The 24,409-nt window shown below is 32.5% G+C and carries 17 protein-coding genes; 15 read left to right on the top strand and 2 right to left on the bottom strand.

All coding sequences use genetic code 11. The annotated features are described in order from the left end of the window. Positions 1-37: 37 nt before the first annotated feature. Entirely contained in the window at positions 38-727 is a 690-nt protein-coding gene (locus tag KO494_RS13860; RefSeq protein WP_215968207.1) for a hypothetical protein, read from the top strand. A 203-nt stretch (positions 728-930) separates the two neighbouring features. Next, complete coding sequence (locus KO494_RS13855; protein WP_215968206.1) at positions 931-1,680, top strand: hypothetical protein; 750 nt, start codon at positions 931-933, stop codon at positions 1,678-1,680. Here the strand turns inward: KO494_RS13855 and KO494_RS13850 are convergent. Both KO494_RS13850 and KO494_RS13845 read right to left on the bottom strand, forming a co-directional pair. Further along, on the bottom strand, positions 1,672-2,589 hold the full coding sequence (locus KO494_RS13850; protein ID WP_215968205.1) for a bifunctional UDP-sugar hydrolase/5'-nucleotidase: 918 nt from the start codon (positions 2,587-2,589) through the stop codon (positions 1,672-1,674). The genes KO494_RS13855 and KO494_RS13850 overlap by 9 nt on opposite strands. Before the next feature lie 24 nt (positions 2,590-2,613). Further along, positions 2,614-3,375, bottom strand: coding sequence for a 5'-nucleotidase C-terminal domain-containing protein (locus KO494_RS13845; protein WP_215968204.1), 762 nt, complete (start codon positions 3,373-3,375; stop codon positions 2,614-2,616). Between the two features lie 71 nt (positions 3,376-3,446). Between KO494_RS13845 and KO494_RS13840 the strand changes: the two genes are divergently transcribed. The 13 genes from KO494_RS13840 to KO494_RS13780 all read left to right on the top strand — a co-directional run bounded on the left by KO494_RS13840 (position 3,447) and on the right by KO494_RS13780 (position 24,367). Continuing rightward, positions 3,447-3,974, top strand: coding sequence for a hypothetical protein (locus KO494_RS13840; RefSeq protein ID WP_215968203.1), 528 nt, complete (start codon positions 3,447-3,449; stop codon positions 3,972-3,974). Then, positions 3,967-4,848, top strand: a complete 882-nt coding sequence (dapA, locus tag KO494_RS13835) for a 4-hydroxy-tetrahydrodipicolinate synthase (RefSeq protein WP_215968202.1) — start codon at positions 3,967-3,969, stop codon at positions 4,846-4,848. Before KO494_RS13840 ends, dapA begins: the two co-directional genes overlap by 8 nt. Positions 4,849-5,040: 192 nt before the next feature. Then, on the top strand, positions 5,041-5,853 hold the full coding sequence (locus KO494_RS13830; RefSeq protein ID WP_215968201.1) for an outer membrane protein assembly factor BamD: 813 nt from the start codon (positions 5,041-5,043) through the stop codon (positions 5,851-5,853). Positions 5,854-5,861: 8 nt separating this feature from the next. Next, positions 5,862-6,188 carry a DNA-directed RNA polymerase subunit omega gene (locus KO494_RS13825; RefSeq protein ID WP_215968200.1) on the top strand — a complete coding sequence of 109 codons (327 nt, stop codon included), beginning with the start codon at positions 5,862-5,864 and terminating at the stop codon, positions 6,186-6,188. A gap of 7 nt (positions 6,189-6,195) precedes the next feature. Beyond that, a complete protein-coding gene (coaBC, locus tag KO494_RS13820; RefSeq protein WP_215968199.1) occupies positions 6,196-7,407 on the top strand; it encodes a bifunctional phosphopantothenoylcysteine decarboxylase/phosphopantothenate--cysteine ligase CoaBC in 1,212 nt (403 codons plus the stop codon). Then, on the top strand, positions 7,400-8,287 hold the full coding sequence (locus KO494_RS13815; RefSeq protein ID WP_215968198.1) for a DUF4835 family protein: 888 nt from the start codon (positions 7,400-7,402) through the stop codon (positions 8,285-8,287). The genes coaBC and KO494_RS13815 overlap by 8 nt, the downstream gene beginning before the upstream one ends. A gap of 61 nt (positions 8,288-8,348) precedes the next feature. Next, entirely contained in the window at positions 8,349-10,001 is a 1,653-nt protein-coding gene (gene recN, locus KO494_RS13810) for a DNA repair protein RecN (protein ID WP_215968197.1), read from the top strand. A gap of 116 nt (positions 10,002-10,117) precedes the next feature. Further along, positions 10,118-10,930 carry an enoyl-ACP reductase gene (locus KO494_RS13805; RefSeq protein WP_215968196.1) on the top strand — a complete coding sequence of 271 codons (813 nt, stop codon included), beginning with the start codon at positions 10,118-10,120 and terminating at the stop codon, positions 10,928-10,930. A gap of 194 nt (positions 10,931-11,124) precedes the next feature. Beyond that, complete coding sequence (locus KO494_RS13800; RefSeq protein WP_215968195.1) at positions 11,125-13,818, top strand: T9SS type A sorting domain-containing protein; 2,694 nt, start codon at positions 11,125-11,127, stop codon at positions 13,816-13,818. 466 nt (positions 13,819-14,284) lie between these two features. Then, complete coding sequence (locus KO494_RS13795; RefSeq protein WP_215968194.1) at positions 14,285-16,747, top strand: T9SS type A sorting domain-containing protein; 2,463 nt, start codon at positions 14,285-14,287, stop codon at positions 16,745-16,747. A 305-nt stretch (positions 16,748-17,052) separates the two neighbouring features. Then, positions 17,053-19,314 carry a fibronectin type III domain-containing protein gene (locus KO494_RS13790; RefSeq protein ID WP_215968193.1) on the top strand — a complete coding sequence of 754 codons (2,262 nt, stop codon included), beginning with the start codon at positions 17,053-17,055 and terminating at the stop codon, positions 19,312-19,314. A gap of 305 nt (positions 19,315-19,619) precedes the next feature. Further along, positions 19,620-21,932, top strand: coding sequence for a T9SS type A sorting domain-containing protein (locus KO494_RS13785; protein ID WP_215968192.1), 2,313 nt, complete (start codon positions 19,620-19,622; stop codon positions 21,930-21,932). Between the two features lie 311 nt (positions 21,933-22,243). Beyond that, a complete protein-coding gene (locus KO494_RS13780) occupies positions 22,244-24,367 on the top strand; it encodes a T9SS-dependent choice-of-anchor J family protein (protein ID WP_215968191.1) in 2,124 nt (707 codons plus the stop codon). The last annotated feature ends 42 nt before the right edge of the window (positions 24,368-24,409 follow it).

Here is a 24,409-nt window from a genome sequence, read left to right as displayed (position 1 = left end):
TGGTAACTAGCACTCTTTTAGGTGTTTAAATAAATATATGTTAGCTTGTTTTTTTAGTTTATTGGTTTTAGAAACTATTCAAATTTCTATTTTTTCTGTTTTAGAACTACTAGTAGTTCCTTTTATTACCTTGTTTTATTTTCTATTTAGAAAAAAGAAGTCTTTATATTTTTCATTATTTTTAGGCTGTTATTCTGCTGCAGATATCTTGCATATAATAGATGGAAATAATTTAAATGAAATCTTTTATTTTGCTTGTAATATACTTTATGTTTTATCTTTTTTCTTTTTAATTCTAGAAGCTTTTAAAACATTAGATATAAAAGTTCTTTATCAAAAATTTTTAATTCAAACAATTGTTTTAGTAGCTCTTGTATTTTATTTATTTACCGTTTTATGTGATATAATAGATCCTATTTTGTTTGATACAAAAGTTTTAAGTTTGGTAAGGGTTGTGGAGCATAGTTACAATTTGTTATTATTGATTTTGTTAGCAGTGTCTTTTTTAAATTTTTTAGATAATGATACCAAAAAATCTTTATATCTTTTTATAGGTTGTCTGGCTATAAGTTTTTCAGAATTTTTGTTAATAGGGTATTATTATTTAACCGACTTAGAAATGTTAAATTATATAGCAATTGTTTTAAATATATTTGCTTTTGTTATGTTTTACCTGCAATCTAATTTTGCAATAGAAGTTAAAAATAAGAGCAATGCTTTTGTGTAATAATCTTTATTTTAAATTTATTTTTTTCTTTCCTAATTCTTTTTTTTTCAATTAAAAAGTAACTTTTAATCCTTGTTTAATTGTTTTTTTTGAAAGAATTTTCTTCAGTAAACGAGCTAATTTGTGTATTTCATCGATAAAGTAAGTGTTTTTAACGGTGTAGTGTGAAATTATACTACATTTGTTTCAACCTACTTATGATTATGATTTTAAAAAATTGGATAAATAAACTTCCAAACAATACTTTTTTGTGCGTATTGTTTGTGCTTATGTTAGTAAATGTTTTCGCTATTTTTAGTGGTAATAATTTGCTACAGCAAATTATAAAACCTCTTTTTGTTCCTGTATTTTTTATTTACTTACTATTAAAAGGGAAGCAGGTTAACACATGGGTTTTAGCATTTTTGTTATTTTCGTTTACAGGAGATGTAACTTCTAATATTACCAACAGTTTCATGATTTTAAATATTTCAAGCTTTTTTTATTGTTTGAGCTATTTAAGTTTAATAGTAGCTGTTGCAAAACGTATTAAAAAATTAGAGTTGGATAAGGTTATTAAAACGTATTTAATTTTTGTCTTTTTAATTAATGCAATATTGCTTTATATTCTTTTTGATTTAATTAAATATTATATTCCAGATAGTGTTGAAGTTACCTTATTTGCTGTTAAAAGTATAGCTTTAATAGTTTTAGCTTTTGTTTCTTTTGTAGATTATTTAAATTCTGAAACCAAAGGTTCTATATTGTTTTTAATAATGGTTTTATGTTTTGCTTTTTCAGATGTACTACACTACATAAGTGTTTATTATTTATACAATTGGAGTTTTGTATTGCTGGATAGAGTTTTACATGTTGTTGGTTTACTATTTCTATTCAATTATATAAAAGAAAGAAATAAAAACACAGACAATATAAAAATAAAAGCAAATGCTTTTTTAAATAGTTTACACTAGTATAGAAGTTCCTTCTGCTGCTTTGTTTTTGTCTGCATCAAAATAAAAGTCTATTTTCCCTAGGTTTATTCCGTAGCAACCAACTTGGTTTACTAAAACATTTTTGCCTTCACTATTTTTAGTTACTGTAGGTTTTGGTAAAAAAGTATGTGTGTGTCCTCCAATAATCAAATCTATATTTTTAGTAGCTTTAGCTAATGATAAATCGCTAATTTTTGAAGGAGCGTTTTTGTAATGGTAGCCTAAATGCGATAAGCAAATAACCAAATCACATTTTTCATCTTCTTTTAAAACTCTAGTCATTTCTTGTGCAGTTTCAACAGGATCAAGATAAACCGTTTCTTTATACATGCTTTTGTCTACTAAACCATTAAGCTCAATACCTAAACCAAAAACTCCAATTTTTATTCCGTCTTTATTAAAGGTTTTGTATGGTTTTACAAAAGTGTCTAAAACCGTATTAGAAAAATCATAATTAGCAGATAAAAAGTCAAACTTAGCATGTGGTAATTGTGCCAATAGGCCATCAACACCATTGTCAAAATCATGGTTTCCTATAGTTGCAGCATCATATTTAAGCATGCTCATAAGTTTAAATTCTAGCTCTCCACCATAATAGTTAAAATAAGGTGTACCTTGAAAAATGTCTCCAGCATCTAGTAGTAATGTATTTGGGTTTTCATTTCTAATATTCTGCACTAAACTGGCTCTTCTTGCAACACCACCTTGGTTTGGGTTTCTGCCATCTTCTGGTCCAAAAGCATCAATATGACTGTGTACATCATTGGTGTGTAATATGGTTATTTTTGTTGTTTTACTTCCAGAGGTAAATGATTGTAAACCTAAACCACCTAACGTAATTAAAGCAGCTGTAGCAGATGTTTGTTGTATAAAATCTCTTCTTTTCACAAGTATAAATTTAGTGGTGGCTTCTTATTTTGTTTGAATAAATCTGTCGTCAATAACAGGGTTAATAGTGTCTGTTTTTTTAAAGTAATCTACCAAAGCATTTCTTACTTTATAATTTAAAACGTACAAACTATCATTGGTTTTAAAAAAAGTCATTCTATCTCCTCCATTGTATAAATAATCATTGGTTACCACATAGTAGCTTTTGTTAGCTTCAATAGGCTTGTTGTTTATAGAGGTTTCAGTGATGTTAAAATTGTTATCCATTTTAATTTTTAATCCAGAAATAGGATGCGCACGTTTTGCTTTACTTAAATAGTTAACCAAGCTGTCTTGTATGGTTTTTCCTTTCATTTCTACAACAACAAGGCTGTTTTCAAAAGGCATGATCTCATAAGCTGTTCTTGTACTTATATTTCCTTTAGATATAATTGCTCGAATACCACCATGGTTAAGTAAAACCATATCTATGTTTTTTCCGGTTCTTTGGTTAAAAACAATATTAGATTCTTGAATTACTGCATCTGCAAATAAGTTACCAATAGCAGTGTTATATTCGCCATCTTTTTTAGAGTAGGTGTCTACAGCATAAGAAATAACACTGTCTAAATCTTTGTTAACATGCTCTCTGTAAGGTTTAATAAATGCTTCAATATCTGGATGGATGGCTAAACTATCACTAATGTTAATTTGTTTTCCTTCTATTTTAGTAAGAGATAGTTTTTCTTGTTTGCAACCCAAAGTTAGGAATGCAAAAACAATAAAAAAAAGATGTTTATAATTCATTATGTAAAGAATAGGTTTTAATAAACAAAACTAACTACATTTGTTACCTTTGTAAAAAAGTATAAATATAAATGATTTTAAAGGGTTTTAAACAAAATTCTACTAAAAAATATATTAGTAAATTATTAGCATCTAGAAAGGTTTTTGTAGATAACAAAAAAATATCGAGCTTAGGAATACTACTAAATATGGATGAGTATGATGATTTTGAATCTTTTAGACAATTTGCGAAAGAAATAAATGTTACACCAAATAATCTTAAGATTATAGCGTTTACATCTAATAAAAAGAAGGATTTACATGCTTTGAATTTTTGCTTTAATCCGAAAGATTTTCGTTGGAACGGAAAAGTAAAGAATGCAGAACTTCAAGATTTTTTAAACACACCATTTGACGCTTTAGTTAGTTATTATAAAGAAGATATATTATCACTTAAAGTGCTAACAGCAGCATCTAAAGCAAAGTTTAAAATAGGTGTTTTGCAAACAGACAACAGATTGAATGATTTAATTATTGATACCAATTTTAAACAATTTAATTTATTTAAAAACGAACTAATAAAATACCTTAATACATTTAATAAAATAAGTAATGAATAAAAATTTTACAGGTACAGGAGTTGCTTTAATAACACCTTTTAATGACGATTTAAGTGTCGACCATAAATCTCTTGAAGAAATTGTAGAATACAATATAATAAACGGTACAGATTACCTGGTTATTAGTGGTACCACAGGAGAAAGTGTAACGGTTACTGCAGATGAAAAAAAAGCAATAACCAACACAATAGTTAAAGCAAATAAAGGAAGATTACCTTTAGTATTAGGAATAGGTGGTAATAATACAACACAAGTTGTAGAAGAAATTAAAAACACAGATTTCTCTAATATAGATGCTATTTTATCTGTATCTCCTTATTATAGCAAGCCTACACAAGAAGGCTTGTACCAACATTTTAAAGCAGTAGCAGAAGCGTCTCCAGTTTCTGTAATTTTATATAATGTTCCTGGTAGAACAGCTAAAGATATGTCACCAGAAACTACTTTGCGTTTGGCGCAAGATTTTAAAAACATTATTGCGGTTAAAGAAGCAGGAAATAATGTGCATCAATATTTACAATTATTAAAAAATAAACCTAAAGATTTTTTAGTGATTTCAGGAGATGATGATTTAGCATTAGGCATTGTGTTAGCTGGTGGAGCAGGAGTAATCTCTGTGCTTGGTCAAGCAGTGCCAAAAGAATTTTCAACAATGATTAATTTAGGGTTAGAAGGTAAAGCAAAAGAGGCTTACGCACTACATTTTAAGCTTATGGATTTAACAAGTCTAATTTTTGCCGAAAATAATCCAGCAGGTATTAAAGCCGTTTTTCAAGCATTAAAAATGTGCAATGCTAGTGTAAGATTACCATTAGTAGAGGCAACCAATGAGTTAAAACAAAAAATAGTAGAAGCACTAAAAGTTTTAAACTAAAAGTTAAATATTACTTAAACCTATAAATACCTTGATTTCATCAGTTATTTTAGCAAAATAAAATATTTTTAAAATCCATATTAAAAGACTAATTTTGCATTCTGTTTTAAAATCAAGAAAAAGTAGTTTTAAATTAGTACACTTGATTCTATAAAGAATTGCACGTATAGTAAAAAACAGTAAAATTAACAGATGAATAAATTTATTTATATATTATTATTTGGTTTAGTATTAAGCTCTTGTAGTCCATACCAAAAAGCTTTAAATGGAGACGATATTGCGTCAAAATTTACAGTTGGTGAAGATTTGTACAACAAAGGCAAATATATGAAAGCAAGTAGGTTGTTTGAGCAGATAATGCCGCAATATAGAGGAAAACCTCAAGCAGAAAAGCTTTCGTTTTTACATGCAGATTCTTATTATAGAGCTAAAGATTATTATTTAGCAGGTTATCAATTTGATCGCTTTGCAACAACATATCCTAAAAGTGAAAAAGCAGAAGAAGCAGAGTTTCTTTCTGCTAAAAGTAGTTATATGTTGTCTCCAATGCATTCAAAAGAGCAACATGCAACTAAAGATGCTATAGAAAAATTTCAAGTTTTTATTAATACATATCCTAATTCTCAGTATATAGAAGAAGCTAATCAACTAGTGCAGGAATTAGATGGTAAATTAGAGCAAAAATCATTTGATATTGCTTATCAATATTATAAAACTGTTGAGTATACTAGAGACTACAATGCAGCTATTAAATCTTTTGATAACTTTATCTTTGAGTTTCCAGGATCTAAACTTCGTGAACAAGCGTTGTTTTACAGATTAGATTCTGCTTACAACCTTGCTATTAATAGTGTAGAAAGAAAAAAAGAAGAAAGACTAGCAAAAGCAAAGTCTTATTACCTATCTTTTGTAAATAAATATGCAGATTCTGAGTATATAGATAAAACAAAAGATATGCTAGAAAATTTAGAAGAAGAATTAAAAAAATACAGTACTAAAAGTTAATATATATTATGGATTTAAAGAAGATTGATGCACCTACAAGTACAACAACGTACAATAGAAATGCAATAGATGAAGCTACAGAAAACATCTATGAATCTATTTCAATTATCTCTAAAAGAGCAGAGCAAATAAATTCTGAAATTAAAAAAGAATTAATTGAAAAATTAGAAGAATTTGCAACCTACAATGATAGCTTAGAAGAAATCTTTGAAAACAAAGAGCAAATTGAAGTGTCTAAATTCTACGAAAGATTACCTAAACCACATGCTTTAGCTGTTAAAGAATGGTTAGATAATAAAGTATACTATAGAGATACAGAAGCAGACAACCAGTAAGAGAAAGATGTCTATACTAAGTGGCAAAAACATACTATTAGGCATAACTGCTGGTATTGCTGCTTATAAATCAGCATCACTAGTAAGGTTATTTATTAAAGCTGGAGCAAACGTAAAAGTTGTAATGACTCCAGCTAGTAAAGACTTTATTACGCCTTTAACCTTATCTACACTTTCTAAAAACTCAGTACATTCTTCGTTTACTAATGAAGAAGATGATAATGAGGTTTGGAACAATCATGTAGAATTAGGGCTTTGGGCAGATTATTTTATTATAGCTCCTGCTACAGCAAATACCATGTCTAAAATGGCAAATGGTGTTTGTGATAATTTGCTTTTAGCAACCTATCTCTCTGCTAAATGCCCTGTTTATTTTGCTCCTGCAATGGATTTAGATATGTATAAGCACGCTTCTACATTGGCATCCTTTAAAAAACTAAAATCCTTTAACAACATTATTATTCCTGCTACAAGTGGTGAACTTGCCAGTGGTTTAGTTGGTGAAGGCAGAATGGCAGAACCAGAAGATATTGTTTCCTTTTTAGAAAACGATATTTTAAACAAACTTCCACTTCGTAATAAAAAAGTGCTAATCACAGCAGGACCAACTTATGAAGCTATAGATCCTGTTCGTTTTATTGGTAATCACTCCTCAGGTAAAATGGGGTTTGAACTAGCAAAAGCAGCAGCTAATTTAGGCGCAGAAGTACTCTTAATTTCAGGACCAACACAGCAAAAAGTAAACCATAGTTTAATACAAGTAGTTCCTGTAATTAGTGCACAAGAAATGTATGATGCAGTTCATGAGTATTTTAAAGATGTAGATATTGCTATACTATCTGCTGCAGTTGCAGATTATAAACCAATAAAAGCTGCAACTCAAAAAATAAAAAAGAACGATACTACGTTAACATTAGAGTTAACAAAAACAAAAGATATCTTAGCTTCTTTAGGTCAAATAAAAACCAATCAATTTCTTGTAGGATTCGCTTTAGAAACCAATAATGAAATTGAAAATGCAAAAGGAAAACTTAAAAAGAAGAATTTAAACTTAATTGTGTTAAATTCGTTAAATGATAAAGGAGCAGGTTTTAAAAAAGAAACCAATAAAGTAACGCTTATAGATAATAAAGAAAATATAACAGAATACGCTCTTAAATCTAAAACAGAAGTAGCAACAGATATTTTTAACCAAATTATAAAACAAATTCATGCGTAACATACTATTAGTTCTTATACTGTGTATTGGTTTTGTAGGTTTTTCGCAAGAAATAAACTGCAACGTAGTAGTAAATGCACAATTAACAGGTAATGAAAACTTACAAATATTTAAAACCTTAGAAAAACAGCTTAATGAATTTGTAAACAAAACGGTATGGACTAATAAAAAGTTTACATCTCAAGAGCTTATAGAGTGTAGTATGGTTATTAATGTTACTGGGCAAACTAGTGATAATTTTAATGCCTCAATACAAGTGCAATCTGCAAGACCAGTTTATGGTTCTAGCTATACAACACCAGTTTATAATATTAATGATAAAGATTTTACATTTAAGTATTTAGAGTTTCAAAATCTTATCTATAATCCTAATCAGTTTCAGTCTAATTTAGTTTCGGTATTAGCCTTTCATGTATATATGGTGTTGGGCTTAGATGCAGATACTTTTAAATTAAACGGTGGAGACGTTTATTTTAAACAAGCGCAAAATATAGTAAACTATTCGCAACAAGAAGGGTTTAGTGGTTGGAAGCTAGAAGACGGTTTACAGACTAGATTTGTATTAATAGACAATATACTATCACCAACATATAAAGACTTTAGAGAAGTGTTGTATGATTACCATCGACTAGGTTTAGATGCTATGAGTGAAAATGATAAGCAGGCAAAAACAGAAGTTGCTAATGCTATTATTAAAATGGATGCTTTGCACAGACAAAGACCAAATTCTTTTTTATCAAGAACCTTTTTTGATGCAAAAGCAGATGAAATAGAACAAATATTTTCAGGAGGACCTAATGTAGATATAAGTGAATTAACTGCTATATTAAACAAAGTAGCGCCAATGCATTCTAGTAAATGGCGAAACATTAAGTTTTAAATATTTTTTTACTGCAAACAATACAAGAATACTGTTTGTAGCCACTTAAAACTATAAAAAAATGCTAACCTCTCTATCCATAAAAAATTACGCTTTAATAGATACGCTTTTGGTTGATTTTAACCAAGGGTTTACTATAATTACAGGAGAAACAGGAGCTGGAAAATCCATTTTATTAGGTGGTTTGTCTTTAATTTTAGGAAAACGTGCAGACTTAAGCAGTCTAAAAAATACAGATAAAAAATGTGTTATTGAAGCCGTTTTTAATATTGAAAGCTATAAATTAGAAAACCTTTTTAAAGCCAAAGACTTAGATTTTGAAACACAAACCATAATTAGAAGAGAAATACTGCCTTCAGGTAAATCTAGAGCCTTTGTAAATGATACTCCAGTAAATCTAAACACCTTGCAAGTGTTGGGTAACCATTTAATAGATGTACACTCGCAAAACCAAACCATGCAATTGGTAGATGATGATTTTCAATTTCAAATCATTGATGCTTTAGCAAGTAATAAAGCTAATTTACAAAACTATCAAACAGAATTGCAAAGCTTTAAAAAGCTTCAAAAAGAATTAAAAGAACTTAATGCATTTCAAGCCGAAGCGCTAAAAGAACAAGATTATAATACCTTTTTACTAAAAGAACTAAATGAAGCAAATCTTGTAGATGGCGAATTAGAATCTTTAGAAGAAGAATATGAAACCTTGAATAATATTGAAGAAATTCAAGAAAAATTAACACACTCACATCAATTATTACAAGATGATGATTTAGGTATTCTTAATCTATTAACCCAATTAAAAAATACGTTACAAAAACTATCTACTTATTCTAATACCTACCAAAATTTATTTACAAGAGTAAATAGTAGTCTTATTGAATTAGATGATACTTTTGCAGAAATAGAAACGCTTCAAGAAAACTTAGATGCAGATCCAAAAAGGTTAGAAGTAGTAAATGCAAAATTGCAAATGCTACATAATTTAATGCAAAAGCATGTAGCGGAAAATGTTTCAGACTTAATTAGTATAAAAGAAGAATTATCTCAAAAAGTTTCGGCAACAGAAAATTTAGAAGAAAGCATAAATCAGAAGCAAAAAGAAATACAAATAGTCTCTAAAAAATTAGACGCAATTTCTAAAACCATTCACGATAAAAGACACAAAACAATTCCTTCGCTTATCAAGCAACTAGAAAGTATTTTGAGCGATTTAGGAATGCCAAATGCACAATTTAAAATAGAAGTAACCTTGGCAAAAGACTATACGTATAATGGTAAAGATCAATTGTCTTTTATGTTTTCAGCAAATAAAGGAGGGCAGTTTAATGCACTTAAAAAAGCAGCATCAGGAGGAGAGTTAGCAAGAATTATGCTAGCAATAAAATCTATTTTATCTAATTATATACAATTGCCAACTATAATGTTTGATGAGATAGATACAGGAGTTTCTGGTGAGATTGCAAATAAAATGGCAGATATTATGCAAAACATGAGTAAAACCATGCAAGTATTTGCAATAACACACTTGCCACAAATTGCAGCAAAAGGACATACACATTTTAAAGTGTATAAAGAAGATATTGAAGAAGTAACAACAACAAATTTAGTAAAATTAACTCATGACAAACGTGTTGTAGAAATAGCACAAATGCTAGGAGGTCTTGAGGTTTCGGCCTCTGCTATGGCACACGCAAAACAATTACTTAATTAAAAAGCTTATTATGTAAGCATAACTAAATCCTTAATATTAGATACCTCATAAATATTAATTTAGTTATATTTGACCATCAATTTATAAAATTAACCATACCAAATAACATATTAAATATGTACAATTTATTAAAAGGAAAAAAAGGAATCATATTTGGCGCCTTAGATGAAAACTCAATAGCATGGAAAACAGCAGAACGCGTTCATGAAGAAGGAGGAACCTTTGTATTAACTAATGCTCCTGTTGCATTAAGAATGGGAACAATTAATGCCTTAGCAGAAAAAACAGGAGCTCAAGTTATTCCTGCTGATGCTACTTCTTTAGAAGATTTAGAAAACCTTGTAGAAAAATCTATGGAGATTTTAGGAGGTAAAATAGACTTTGTTTTACATTCTATTGGTATGTCTATTAATGTAAGAAAAGGAAATGCATATACTAACCAGAATTATGATTGGACCCAAAAAGGAACAGATATTTCTGCTATGTCTTTTCATAAAGTAATGCAAACTCTTTACAAAAAAGATGCTATGAATAAATGGGGAAGTATTGTTGCGCTAACCTATATGGCAGCTCAGCGTGTTTTTCCAGATTATAACGATATGGCAGATAATAAAGCATATCTAGAAAGTATTGCTCGTAGTTTTGGGTATTACATGGGTAAAGACAAAACAGTTAGAGTAAATACTATTTCGCAATCACCAACACCTACTACAGCAGGCTCTGGTGTAAAAGGATTTGATGGGTTTATTGCTTATGCAGATAAAATGGCTCCATTAGGTAATGCAACTGCATTAGATTGTGCTAATTATACAGTAGCTATGTTTAGTGATCTTACAAAAATGGTTACGCTACAAAATTTATTTCATGACGGAGGCTTTAATAATGTAGGAGTAAGTGATGAAGTGATGGAAGCTTTTGTAGGAAAATAATAACAAATTAACAGTTTTATTGATTTATCAATAAATTACATACTGAATAAATTAAAATCCGTTAAACCTTTAACGGGTTTTTTTGTTTTTAATCGATTTGTTAATTGATTATTTCTAGGTTTTGGTTTCTAATTGACTAATAATGAATAGATTGCATATCTATTAATCAATTTATTAACTAAAAAACCAAAAAAATGAAAAAATTTACATTTCTATTGATGGTCATGATTGCTTTTTGTTGGCAAAGTCATGCCCAAGACACTTGTGCTACAGCTACAGCTGTAACACCAGGAACAATTACAGGAACAACAATTACAGACGGTACTTTTAGCGCAGATATGACGCTACCAAGTGGTGACAATGCCGCATGGTTTGTTTATACAGCAACTGCAGATGGAACTATCGATGTATACTCTTGTTTAGGTGGAGCTGATACCGATTTAGCTGTTGGATCAGGTGCATGTGGAGCATTTACAGATATAGTTGCAAATGATGACTCCTGTGATTTAGGTTCAGGTAGTTTTTATGCTTCTGAAGTTCTTAATTATGCAGTAGTAGCAGGAAATGATTACTATATTGAATGGTCTGATGAATGGTCAGCTGGTCCATTTGATTGGACATTGACTTTTACACCTGCACCAGATTGCCCAGTACCAACAAATTTTGCACCAACAACACAATCAACAACAACTACAGAGTTTACTTGGACTGCAGGAGGAGATGAAACTTCTTGGGAAGTTGGTATTACTCAGCCAGATGCAACAGAACCAGATAATCCAGTACTAGTTTCTCAAGCTGCTGCAACTTTTGGTCATGATCCAGGGGAAACTAAATTGTATTGGGTTCGTGCAATATGTGGAGTTGGTGATGTTAGTGAATGGGTGACACTTGAATATACCTCGCCTCTAGTTGACCCTCCAGTAAATGATAACTGTGATGGAGCGCTTCCATTAGACTGTGGAATAACAATAAATGGTAACACTGAAAACGCAACAGTATCTGGTCTTAGTGCTACTTGTGGTTCATACACTTCATCAAACCCATTAGATTTGTTTTATTCATTCGTTGCAAATGGTACTAGTAGTTATACCGTAAGTCTTGATCAACCTGCTGGTGAAACTGGTTTAGATGGAGTTGTATTTATTTACTCAGGATCTTGTAACGATCTTACTGCTATAGAATGTAGTGATAGTGGTAACCCAGAGGAAGTATTTTTAGATACTCCAGCAGCTGGAACATATATTGTTAGAATCTTTGATTATTCTGGTACAGCAGCCTTTACTTTAGATCTTACATGTACAGATCCACCAACATGTACACAAGCTATTATTGATAGTTCTACTATTGTAGAAAATTGTAATCCTGATGGTACAGGTACTTTTACTATTGATCACGTAGTATCAAATGCTGGTGATGCTGGAACTGTTTTAGAAGATGGAACCAATACGTATCCATTAACTGTAGGTACAGTAACAACTGGTCCTTATCTTAGTGGAGAAACTGTAAATTTACAGGTAACTGGAGTAGATCCTGATTGTGATTTTGTACTTGGTTCTTTTGATTATACTTGTCCACCACCAGCACCAACTAATATAGATTGTGCTAATGCTACTCCAATAGCTTGTGGTGATACAATTAATGCAACCTCAGAAGGTTCTACAGGTAACCAAGAAGGTAGTGGTTGTTCAATGGGAGATAATGGTATATGGTTTACTTTTACAGGAACTGGTGGTGATATGACAGTATCTGTTGATGCTAGTTTTGACCATGAAGTTGCTCTTACTAGTGGTGCTTGTGGTGCCTTAGTAAATGTAAATTGTGATGATCAATCAGTTGGAAATGAAACGCATACTTTTGCCTCAGTTCTTAATGAAACGTATTATGTATATGTAGCTCACTATTCTAGTGGAAGTACTGAAACTGGCACTATTGATATTACATTAACTTGTGCAGTAGTACCAACATGTACTCCAGTTACTGTAGATAGCTCAACTATTGTACCAGATTGTGTTAATGGAACATTTACAATTGATCACGTAATTTCTGATGCTGGAGATCCAGCTGGAAGTTTATTATTTGATGGAGTTAATACGTATCCTGTAGTTGTAGGTATAGTAACAACTGGACCTTATGTAGCAGATGCTACCTCTATAACTATTGATGTATGGCATGCTGATATTAATTGTGATGCAACTGTAGGTTCATTTGATTTTGCTTGTCCTCCAGTAAACGATGAAGTTCCTGGGGCTATTGAGTTAACTATTGGAGATACTATGTGTGATGGTAAAACGGTAGCAACCAATGTTGGTGCAACAGACTCAGCAGAAGCAGAAGCATCTTGCGGTACTCCAGAAGGAGACGTATGGTTTAAAGTTATAGTACCTAGCACAGGAGAAGTAACAGTAGAAACTACTTCTTCAACAGGAGCAAATCCAATTAGTGATACCGTAATGACAGTTTATTCTGGTGTTTCTGGAGCTTTAGTTGAGGTTGCTTGTGATGATGATGATGGTGTAGGTCTTTTCTCTTTAATTGAGTTAACAGGTTTAACTCCTGGTGATACATTGTTTATTAGAGTATGGGAATTTGGAGATAATACTAAAGGGTCTTTTGATATCTGTGCTTGGTCTCCATCAACTCTTGCAATAGAAGATAATAGTTTTGAAGGATTTAGTTATTATCCAAATCCTATAAAAGAAACTTTAAACTTTAATACTAATGTAGGTGTTGAAAAAGTAAGTGTGTTTAATATGTTAGGACAACGCATTATAAATGTTACTGAAACTAATATTCAAAATATTGATATGTCTAGCTTACAAGCAGGAGCATATATTGTTCAAGTTTCTATAAATAATCAAACAAAAACTATTCATGTAATTAAAGAATAGAAACCTATAGAAAAGTAGTATATACTTTTTTAATAGTAAAAGGCTTTGTTTAACAACAAAGCCTTTTTTTGTGCTTTTATTTTGTATTCAATTACAAGTGTTCAATACTGTTTAAACATCTTGTTTTTAATGTTATATAGTTTATGTTGCATGTAGTTTTAAGGTTTGCATTGCATTTGGTCGGTATTTTCTTACATTTTATCTGATTTTTATTTTTTTAGCTTTTTACTCTAATTATTATTAATAGTTTTAGTCTTTATGCTATTGAATATTAACTTATTAACAAAAACCAATTTATATGAAAAAAATTACTTTATTATTTTTTATTGTATTTTGTTACTTAGGAGCTGTAGCTCAGAGTACATGTACATAAACTTTTACAGTATCAGGACAGGATGATGGTCCAACTGTATTATCAATTAACGTAGCAGATATCACTTGTAATGCAGGGAATACTCCTACTTCTATGCAGCTTGTTAATGCTGCTGGTTCTTTGACTTCTTTTTGGTGTTCAGCAGATGCATCTAGTTGGTATGGGTTTGACTTATCTGTAGATGGTGGAGCAATTGTTACAGGTTGTGGTAGTGAATTTAATGGTTATGACATAACAGGATTTTCATCATTAACAATAACATCTCATGATGATGATGCTTGGTCAGATGCAATTACAATTACAATTGATGTTGAAGTAACATACTCTGCTAGCTCTCCACCAAGTTGTGATGCAATGTTAACTAGTCCTTCAAATGGGGACATTTTTGCATCAACTGATGGAAATATTACTTGGAGTGATGCATCTGGTGGTGCTTCTGGATATAAATTAACTGTTGGTACTACAAGTGGAGGTTCTGAGGTATTAGCAACGACTGATGTAGGAGATGTTACTACTTATGCTTTAGGAACTTTAGCTGAAACTACAGAATATTTCGTGAATATTTTACCTTATAATGCATTAGGTGATGCATCTGGATGTACAGAGTATAGCTTTACCACTCTTTCTTCTGCAGTACCTGCTAATGACGAATGTGTTGATGCAGAAGCTATCAGCTGTGGAGATACAGTAATTGGATCTACAGAATTTGCAACAGACAGTGGTAATAATACTTCTAATGATGTATGGTATGTGTTAGCAGGAACTGCTAATGGTGAGGAAATAACTGCTAGTTTATGCGGATCAGACTATGATACCTATATCAGAATATTTGATGCATGTGGAGGAACAGAAGTAGCGTTTAATGATGATGCTTCAGGAGTGTGTTCTCCACAATCTCAAGTAACCTTTACTTCAGATGGAGCAACTACATACTATATAATGGTAGAAGGTTTTAGTTCAAATAATGGTAATTTTGATTTAGCTATTACTTGTGTGCCACCACCAGCATGTACCTTTGTGGTTATTGATAGCTCTACTATTGTAGATTCTTGTAATTCTGATGGAACAGGAACATTTACCGTAGATCACGTAATTTCTGATGCAGGTGATGCAGGAAGCGTTTTAGATGATGGAATAAATACATATCCTATAACAGTTGGTACGGTAACAACAGGGCCTTATAATACAGGAGATTCTGTAACTATTGATGTAACAGGAGTTGATGCTGCTTGTGATTATGAAGTAGGTACATTTACATATACTTGTCCGTTACCTCCTCCAGCAAATGATAATTGTTCTGGAGTTATAGATTTAGGAGCAGAAGTTAGTCCTTTAACAGCTACTACAGCTTTAGCAGGAAATGATTTTGTTGTAGATTGTTTAACAAATACTAGTGCTCCAGATGTTGTTTATTCTATTTTAGTTCCAGACGGAGCTACTTTAGTAATCGGTCAAACGTCTAATGCATATGACTCTAAACATAGATTAGCATATGGTGGTGCATGTCCTGGTACTACGTTAGTAGCTTGTACAGATGATCCAGATACAACCACAGAAATATTTACAAATACAACTGGTTCAGACCAAACAGCTTATTGGGTACAATCTGCTTACAGTACTGGTTCAGGTGAGTTTACTTTAGAATGGTCTATTTCTTCTTGTCCAGATCCAACTACTTTAACAGCATCAAATGTTACAGAAACTTCAGCGGATTTAGGATGGACAGAAGCAGGAACTGCAACTACTTGGAATATAGAATGGGGAACAGCTCCATTAACACAAGGAGCAGGAACAATGGTAACAGGTATTACTACAAATCCTTATGCTTTAACTGGTTTAACAACTGAAACAGAATATGAATATTATGTGCAAGCAGATTGTGGTGGAGAAACAAGTGCTTGGTCTGGTCCTTACACTTTTTCAACATCTGGACCTGTTCCTGCAAATGACGAATGTGTTGATGCAGAAGCTATCAGCTGTGGAGACACAGTAAGTGGGTCTACAGAATATGCAACAGACAGTGGTAATAATGCTTCTAATGATGTTTGGTACGTATTAGCAGGAACTAGTGATGGTGATGAAATTACAGCGAGTTTATGTGGTTCTGGATATGATACTTATATTAGAGTATTTGATGCATGTGGAGGAACACAAGTAGCATTTAATGATGATGCTTCAGGAGTATGTTCTCCACAATCAGAAATAACATTTACTTCAGATGGAGCAACTACATACTATATAATGGTAGAAGGTTGGAGTTCAAATAATGGTGATTTTGATTTAGCTGTTTCATGTGTTACATTATCTGCACAAGATTTTGATAATGGTATAGAGTTTTCTTACTATCCAAATCCAGTGAATGATAACTTAACTTTAAAAGCACAAAAAGATATAGAAAACATAGCTGTTTACAACATGTTAGGGCAAGAAGTACTACGTACTGCTCCTAATACTGTAAGTACAGATGTTGATATGTCTAACTTACAAGCAGGTGCTTACTTTGTTAAAGTAACAATAGGTACTACTACAGAAACAGTAAGAGTGATTAAGAACTAATTTTTAGCTCTTTTTAAATATTTTAAAAGCCACCTTTTTAGGTGGCTTTTTTTATGCCTAATATTTTGTAATTATTTAATTATTTTACCATGATGTAATGTGAAATTGATTTTATTTAAGCTAATGAATTGAATACCAATAATTTAAGTTTTTTCTTGCAAAAATTGTGTTTTTACAGGAGGTAAAGCGGTTTATCGATGTTTTATGCGTTTTGTCTATTAAGCATTCTTTTAGCTTTTTACTTTAATTATTATTAATAGTTTTAGCGATTACATTAATAATATTTTAATAAAAATTAATTTTACATGAAAAAAATTACATTACTTTTAGCGATTCTTTTTACATCGTTATCTTTTTCTCAGGTTAGCGTGGGCTCCGGTCAGCTATCCTCTAACGCATTCCCTATAAGCTTTTATTGGAGTTATTCGTATTCACAAGTTATTTATAATGCAAGTGATATTAATGCAAGTGGTAATATTACTTCTATTTCATTAGAAATGGTAGATGAAGATGCTATTCCAGATTCAGATGATAATATCGATTTATGGATTGGTCATACTACAAAAACAGCTTTTACTTCCTCAACAGACTGGGTAGATGTTGCTACTTTAGACAAAAAAATGACAAATGGAACATTAACCAAATCAGGAACAACAATAACATTAACTTTTGATACACCGTTTGCTTACAACGGAATAGATAATATTGTACTTGCTATCGATGCAAATGAGGATAGTTATGACACATCTTCAGATAAGGTATTGTACACATCTTCAGATTCTAATATTTCTTTGTACTTTAGAAGTGATGGTACAAATCCAGACCCAACAAGTGCTCCTACAGGTACACTTAGTCCTATGTCTCCTAATATTACTTTTCATGGTATTGTACAATCTTGTCCTACACCAACAAACTTGTCTGCAGATGCAATTGCATTGACACAGGCAGATTTATCTTGGACAGACATAGGTACAGCTACTTCATGGAACGTAGAGGTGGTTGTAGCAGGTGCAAGTGCAACAGGTACAGCAACAGATGAGGCTGTTTCTAATCCATATACAAAAACAGGATTAAACTCTTCAACTTCATATGAGTTTTATGTACAAGGAATATGTGCAGGAGGTGAATTAAGTTCATGGGCTGGTCCATTTTCTTTTACTACAGCTTGTGGAGCCTTTACGGTACCATATTTTGAGGACTTTGACTCTGCTGATACAGGTTCTGTTTCTACTACTACCACACCAGATTGTTGGACTTTTATAGATGAAGGTGCTGGGTCTGGTTATGTTAATTCTTCTGGTGAATTTTATTTAACTAACAGTGATGATACCGCTGGTAATTACATTTTAGTAAGTCCAGAAACTACAGACTTAAGTTCTGGTTTAAATAGAGTAGTATTTGAAATGGATAGTGCTACAGGTAACGAGTTAATAGTTGGTACGCTAACAAATCCTGAAGATGCAAGTACATTTACAGCAATTGAAACTTTAGTGGCACCTAGTTATAATTTTGAAACATATAGTATTGATATTCCTGTAGGTACAGATAAGTACTTGGCATTTAAAAATGGATTAGCGGCTAACTATGATTATTTTTATTTAGATAATATTAGTGTTGTGGTTATACCTTCTTGTGAAGCTCCTACAGAGCTAACAGCAACAAATATTGCAGACGTTTCAGCAGATTTAAGTTGGACAGAAGTAGGAACAGCAACTACATGGAATGTAGAATGGGGAACTGCTAGTTTTACACAAGGAAATGGTACAATGGTAACAGGTGTTACTGCTAATCCTTATACTTTAACTGGTTTAACAGCAGAAACAGAATATGAGTATTATGTACAAGCAGATTGTGGAGAAGGAGATTTAAGTGCTTGGGCAGGACCTTTTGCCTTTACTACAGGTGTTACTCCTCCTGCATGTGGAGGTGGCTTCTACGATACTGGTGGTGCAACTTCAAGCTATTCTTCTTATGAAAATTATACAATAACTATTTGTCCTGATGCTTCTGGTGATGCAGTAAGTGTAGCCTTTACAAGTTTTCTAGTAGAAGGTAAGGGTATAGATGATTGTTGGGATAGTTTATTTATTTATGATGGTGCAGATGAAACTGCTACACCAATTACTCCTGCAAGTTTAGGTTTAGGTGCTGGAACTGAAGGTTTTTGTTGGCAAGGAGTTAATGATGGTACAGCAGATTTAACAGGAGAAGTAATAACATCTTCTGATGCTTCAGGTTGTTTAACCTTTACTTTCACTTCTGATGGTTCAACTCAATTGGCTGGATGGGAAGCAACTGTTAGTTGTGCTTCATTATCTTCACAAGATATTGAGTTTAATAACTTGTTTTCTTACTATCCAAACCCAGTAAATGATAACTTAACGTTAACTGCTCAAAAAGATATTGAAAATATAGCTGTATACAACATGTTAGGGCAAGAAGTATTACGTACTGCTCCTAATGCGGTAAATACAGAGGTTAATATGTCTGCTTTACAAGCAGGTGCTTACTTTGTTAAAGTAACTATTGGTAACGCAACAGAAACAGTAAAAGTAATTAAGAAATAATAACTCTTATTCATAATAGTAAAAAGCCACCTTTTAGGTGGCTTTTTTTTTACACCTAATATTTTGTAATTATTTAAACCTTTTTATAAAAATGTAAGCTTAAACTGACTTTGGTTTCGCTAATGGTCTATCTGTCATTGGTTTATGTTTTTCTTTTGATAAAGCGTGGTATTATGCTAAATATAACGCTTTATCGGTGTTTTACATTTTTTTATCTATAATATGTAATTTTAACATTTTACTTTAATTATTATTAATATCTTTTGCGTTTATAATAATAATTCTCTAATAAAAATTAATTAAACATGAAAAAAACTACCCTATTTTTAATTTTCAGCATTTTAGCTTCAGCTTTGAGCTCTTATGCGCAAACACTGAACCAAGGTGCTTCTTGGCCTAATTCAGATTGGACACTTACAGGAACCTATAATGTTAGTGCATTATTATCAGACCCTACAGTAGGAGATGCAACATTTAGTTTTGATGATGATGCTGCAGGCTCATCGTCTAATGATGATCTTCAGCTTACATCACCAATTATTGATTTAACTGCTGCACGTGATGCAGGAGAAACATGGATTACTGTGAGTGGAGATATTGTATATAGAGCATTAACCGGAGAAGTTTTGGCAATCGAGGTGTATGATGCAGATGCAATGACTTGGTCTGTATTAGAAACGTTTACTGGAAACTCTACAACCACAGATTTTCAAACTTGTGCAAATGTAGAAGCGTATACAAGTGCTATTTTTGATATTTCAGGATATACAGCAACACAATTATCAGGCTTTCAATATCGCTTATCGTATGACGATGATGATGGTTGGAAATGGGGATGGTGTTTAGGTTCTCCTACAATTGCATCTCAAACTCCACCAGCGTGTTTAGATCCTAGTATGTTAACAGCTGGTAATATAACAGATACAACAGCAGATTTAAGTTGGACAGAAAATGGAACTGCTACTGCATGGGATATTGAAATAGTGGATAGTGGTGCAACAGCTACAGGAAATCCAACTGCAAATGGAGTTGCAAACCCCTATACAGCAATGTCACTAACAGCTGTAACAGCATATGATTTTTATGTAAGAGCAGACTGTGGTGTTGATGGTACTTCAGAATGGGTTGGTCCTTTTACTTTTACTACAGAATGTGATGCAATTACTGCAGAGTATATTGAAGATTTTGAAACTTTTACAACGCAAACTTCTGCTTTCGTAGAGGAAAACTGCTGGTCTGCAACGGGTGGATCATACTACTGGGAATCTGCTCCAGGGACAGATACAGGTTCAGGTTCAACTGGTCCAGATCCATCCATTACTACAGGAAATTATTTCTATGTAGAAGCAACGGGTGGAAGTGCTGGAGATGTTACAGACTTAGTATCTCCTTTAGTAGATTTAGCAGCTCTTACAACCCCAACACTAATGTTTAATTACCATATGTATGGTAGTGCTATAGGAACATTAGATGTACTTGTAAATGGTACTACTAATGTATGGTCTTTAAGTGGAGAGCAACAAGCAGATGCAGTAACTCCATGGGATTTAGCTGTAATTGATTTGTCTTCGTATGCAGGGCAAACTATTAGCATTACATTTAGAGCTACTAGTGCAGGTACTTATCAAGGAGATTTAGCTATTGATAATGTAGCATTTACAGAATTACCAACTTGCCCATTTCCAACAGGTTTAACTGCTACAAATGTTGCAGAAACAACAGCAGACCTTAGTTGGGTTGAAAATGGAACTGCTACAATGTGGAATATTGAATGGGGAGTAGCTCCATTAACGCAAGGTACAGGTACAATGATTACAGGTGCTACAAGTAATCCTTTATCTCTAACAGCATTAACACCTTCTACAACTTATGAGTACTATGTGCAAGCTGATTGTGGTGGAGATGCTAGTGATTGGACAGGACCTTATTCTTTTACAACTATGACGCCTGCTCCTGCAAATGATGATGCTTCAGGAGCTATTGCTCTTTCTGTTGGAGACACACTTTGCGAAGCACAAGTTACTGCTTCTACAGCAGGAGCTACAACTTCTATTGAAGCAGATGCTGATTGTGGTTCTACTCCTGGTACAGATGTATGGTTTAGTGTAACAGTTCCTGTAACGGGAGAGGTAAATATTGAAATATCTTCTGTAGATGGTTCTATTTTTGGTGATTCTGTTATGGCTGTTTATTCAGGTACAGTAGGTGCATTAGTGGAAATTGACTGTAATGATGATGGTGGTGATGGACTTTACTCAATGATTGAGTTAGTAGGTTTAACTGAAGGAGATGTTATATATGTAAGAGTTTGGGAATATGGTTATGATGAAGACGAATTTAATATTTGTGCATGGTCACCAACATCTCTTAGTGTAGCTGATAATACTTTTGAGTCATTCAATTACTATCCAAACCCAGTAAATGATAACTTAACCTTAAAAGCACAACAAAATATGGATAACATAGCTGTTTACAATATGTTAGGGCAAGAAGTATTACGTACTGCGCCTAATGCAGTAAATACAGAGGTTAATATGTCTGCTTTACAAGCTGGTGCTTACTTTGTTAAAGTAACTATTGGTGACGCAACAGAAACAGTAAAAGTAATTAAGAAATAATCACTCTTTTAATAATTATAAAAAGCCACCTTTTAGGTGGCTTTTTTTATGTGTAATATTTTGTAATTATTTAATTGTTTTACTGAGATGTAATGTATAAATAGTTTTGTTTGTGAAATTTTGTTGTTTTTAAGTTCTATTAGGTGTTTTCTTATAGTAATACGTGGTTTTATTGCAGGTGTTACAGCTTATCGATGTTTTGTGTGTTTTGTCTATTATGTATTGTTTTGTGCTTTTTCTTTAGTTATTATTTATAGTTTTAACATTAGCTATAAGTATTTGTTTAAAATTAATCTTAAAACCTATTTAATATGAAAAAAACTACTTTACTGTTATTTGTTATGCTTGCCTTTTCTTGGCAAATTAATGCGCAATTAACAGAAGATTTTGAATCGACACCTTTAACTGGTTGGACGCTATTACAAACAGAATCAGATGATCCTGGTTTTGTGCAAACAACAGCGCAATTTTATAGTGGAGGAGCTTCTTTTTATCATAATGATGATAATATTGCAGCTGAATCTACATCTTGGATGATTTCTCCAGCTTATACTGTGATTTCTGGTGATGAATTGTCATTTTATTATAGACATAACTATTATCCTACTTATTCTGTAGAAACAGGAGTGTGGATTTCTACCACATCAGGTGATCCTATAGCCAATCCAGGTGATTTTACAGAAATTTATGATTTAGATGCAAATGGATCTGAAGATGCTTGGAGTTTATATACGCAAGATTTTTCGGCTTACGTTGGAGAAACCGTGTATGTAGCTTTTAAGTATGTTGGTGATTGGGCCGATGAATTATATATCGATGATTTTTCTATAGCACCACCACCAACTTGTCCTGTACCAACAGATTTAGCAGCAATTACTTTAGATGAAGAAGCTGAAATATCATGGGTAGAAAGTGGTTCTGCAACTAGTTGGAATGTAGAATATGGAATTACTGACTTTACACAAGGAACAGGTACTATGGTTACAGGTACTACTAGTAACCCTTTATCTATAACAGGGTTAACGATTTCTACAACATATGATTTTTATGTGCAAGCAGATTGTGATGCTTCTGGCGGAACAGGGATTTCAACTTGGGCAGGACCTTATTCCTTTACAACAGCAGCAGGACCTCCTCCAGCAAATAATACTTGTGCAGGAGCTATTGTTGTTCCTGTTGGAGAAGGTACTTGTGGAGCCGATGTTACAGGGTCTAATCTAGCAGCTACAGATTCTGGAGAACCAGCGCCTAGTTATGGTTATTATTCCGGAGGAGATATTTGGTATTCATTTACTCTTCCAGTTGCAGCTTCAGAAATATCTATAGATGTTACTGTAAATGAGTTTTCTACTGCAATTGCAACAGTGTATGATACTACTATGTCTTGTGGTTCTTTAAATGAAGTTGATAATGGAACTACATATGGCCCAGGTGTAATTACTATAACAGGTTTAACAGGAGGAGACACATATTTATTACGTCTTTATGACTGGGGTAATGATGATTTTGGTGATATTACATTTTGTATAGGTACACCTCCATCTTGTTTGCCTCCATCAGCAGGTTCTGCATCTTCAATAACAGAAACTTCTGCTGACTTAGGTTGGACAGAAGCAGGAAGCGCTACTACTTGGAATTTGGAATGGGGAACAGCTCCATTAACACAAGGAGCAGGAACAATGGTAACAGGTACTACTACCAATCCATATGCTTTATCTGGTTTAACTCCAACAACAGATTATGAATATTATGTACAAGCAGATTGTGGTGGTGGTGATACAAGTGCTTGGGCTGGTCCTTACACTTTTTCAACATCTGGACCTGCTCCTGCAAATGACGAATGTGTTGATGCAGAAGCTATCAGCTGTGGAGACACAGTAAGTGGATCTACAGAATATGCAACAGACAGTGGTAATAATGCTTCTAATGATGTTTGGTACGTATTAGCAGGAACTAGTGAGGGTGATGAAATTACAGCGAGTTTATGTGGTTCTGGATATGATACTTATATTAGAGTATTTGATGCATGTGGAGGCACACAAGTAGCATTTAATGATGACGAATGTTCGGTTCAATCAGAAATAACATTTACTTCAGATGGAGTAGCTACCTACTATATAATGGTAGAAGGTTATAGTTCAAATAATGGTGATTTTGATTTAGCTGTTTCATGTGTTGCATTATCTGTACAAGATTTTGATAATGGTATAGAGTTTTCTTACTATCCAAATCCAGTAAATGATAACTTAACCTTAAAAGCACAAAAAGATATAGAAAACATAGCTGTTTACAATATGTTAGGGCAAGAAGTGTTACGTACTGCGCCTAATGCAGTAAATACAGAGGTTAATATGTCTGCTTTACAAGCTGGTGCTTACTTTGTTAAAGTAACTATTGGTGACGCAACAGAAACAGTAAAAGTAATTAAGAAATAATCACTCTTTTAATAATTATAAAAAGCCACCTTTTAGGTGGCT

Origin of the sequence: Lacinutrix sp. C3R15 (assembly GCF_018860825.1) — a bacterium.
GTDB lineage: Bacteria > Bacteroidota > Bacteroidia > Flavobacteriales > Flavobacteriaceae > Oceanihabitans.
The sequence above is the reverse complement of the archived record's forward strand: the minus strand, read 5'-3'. Positions and strand labels throughout refer to the sequence as shown.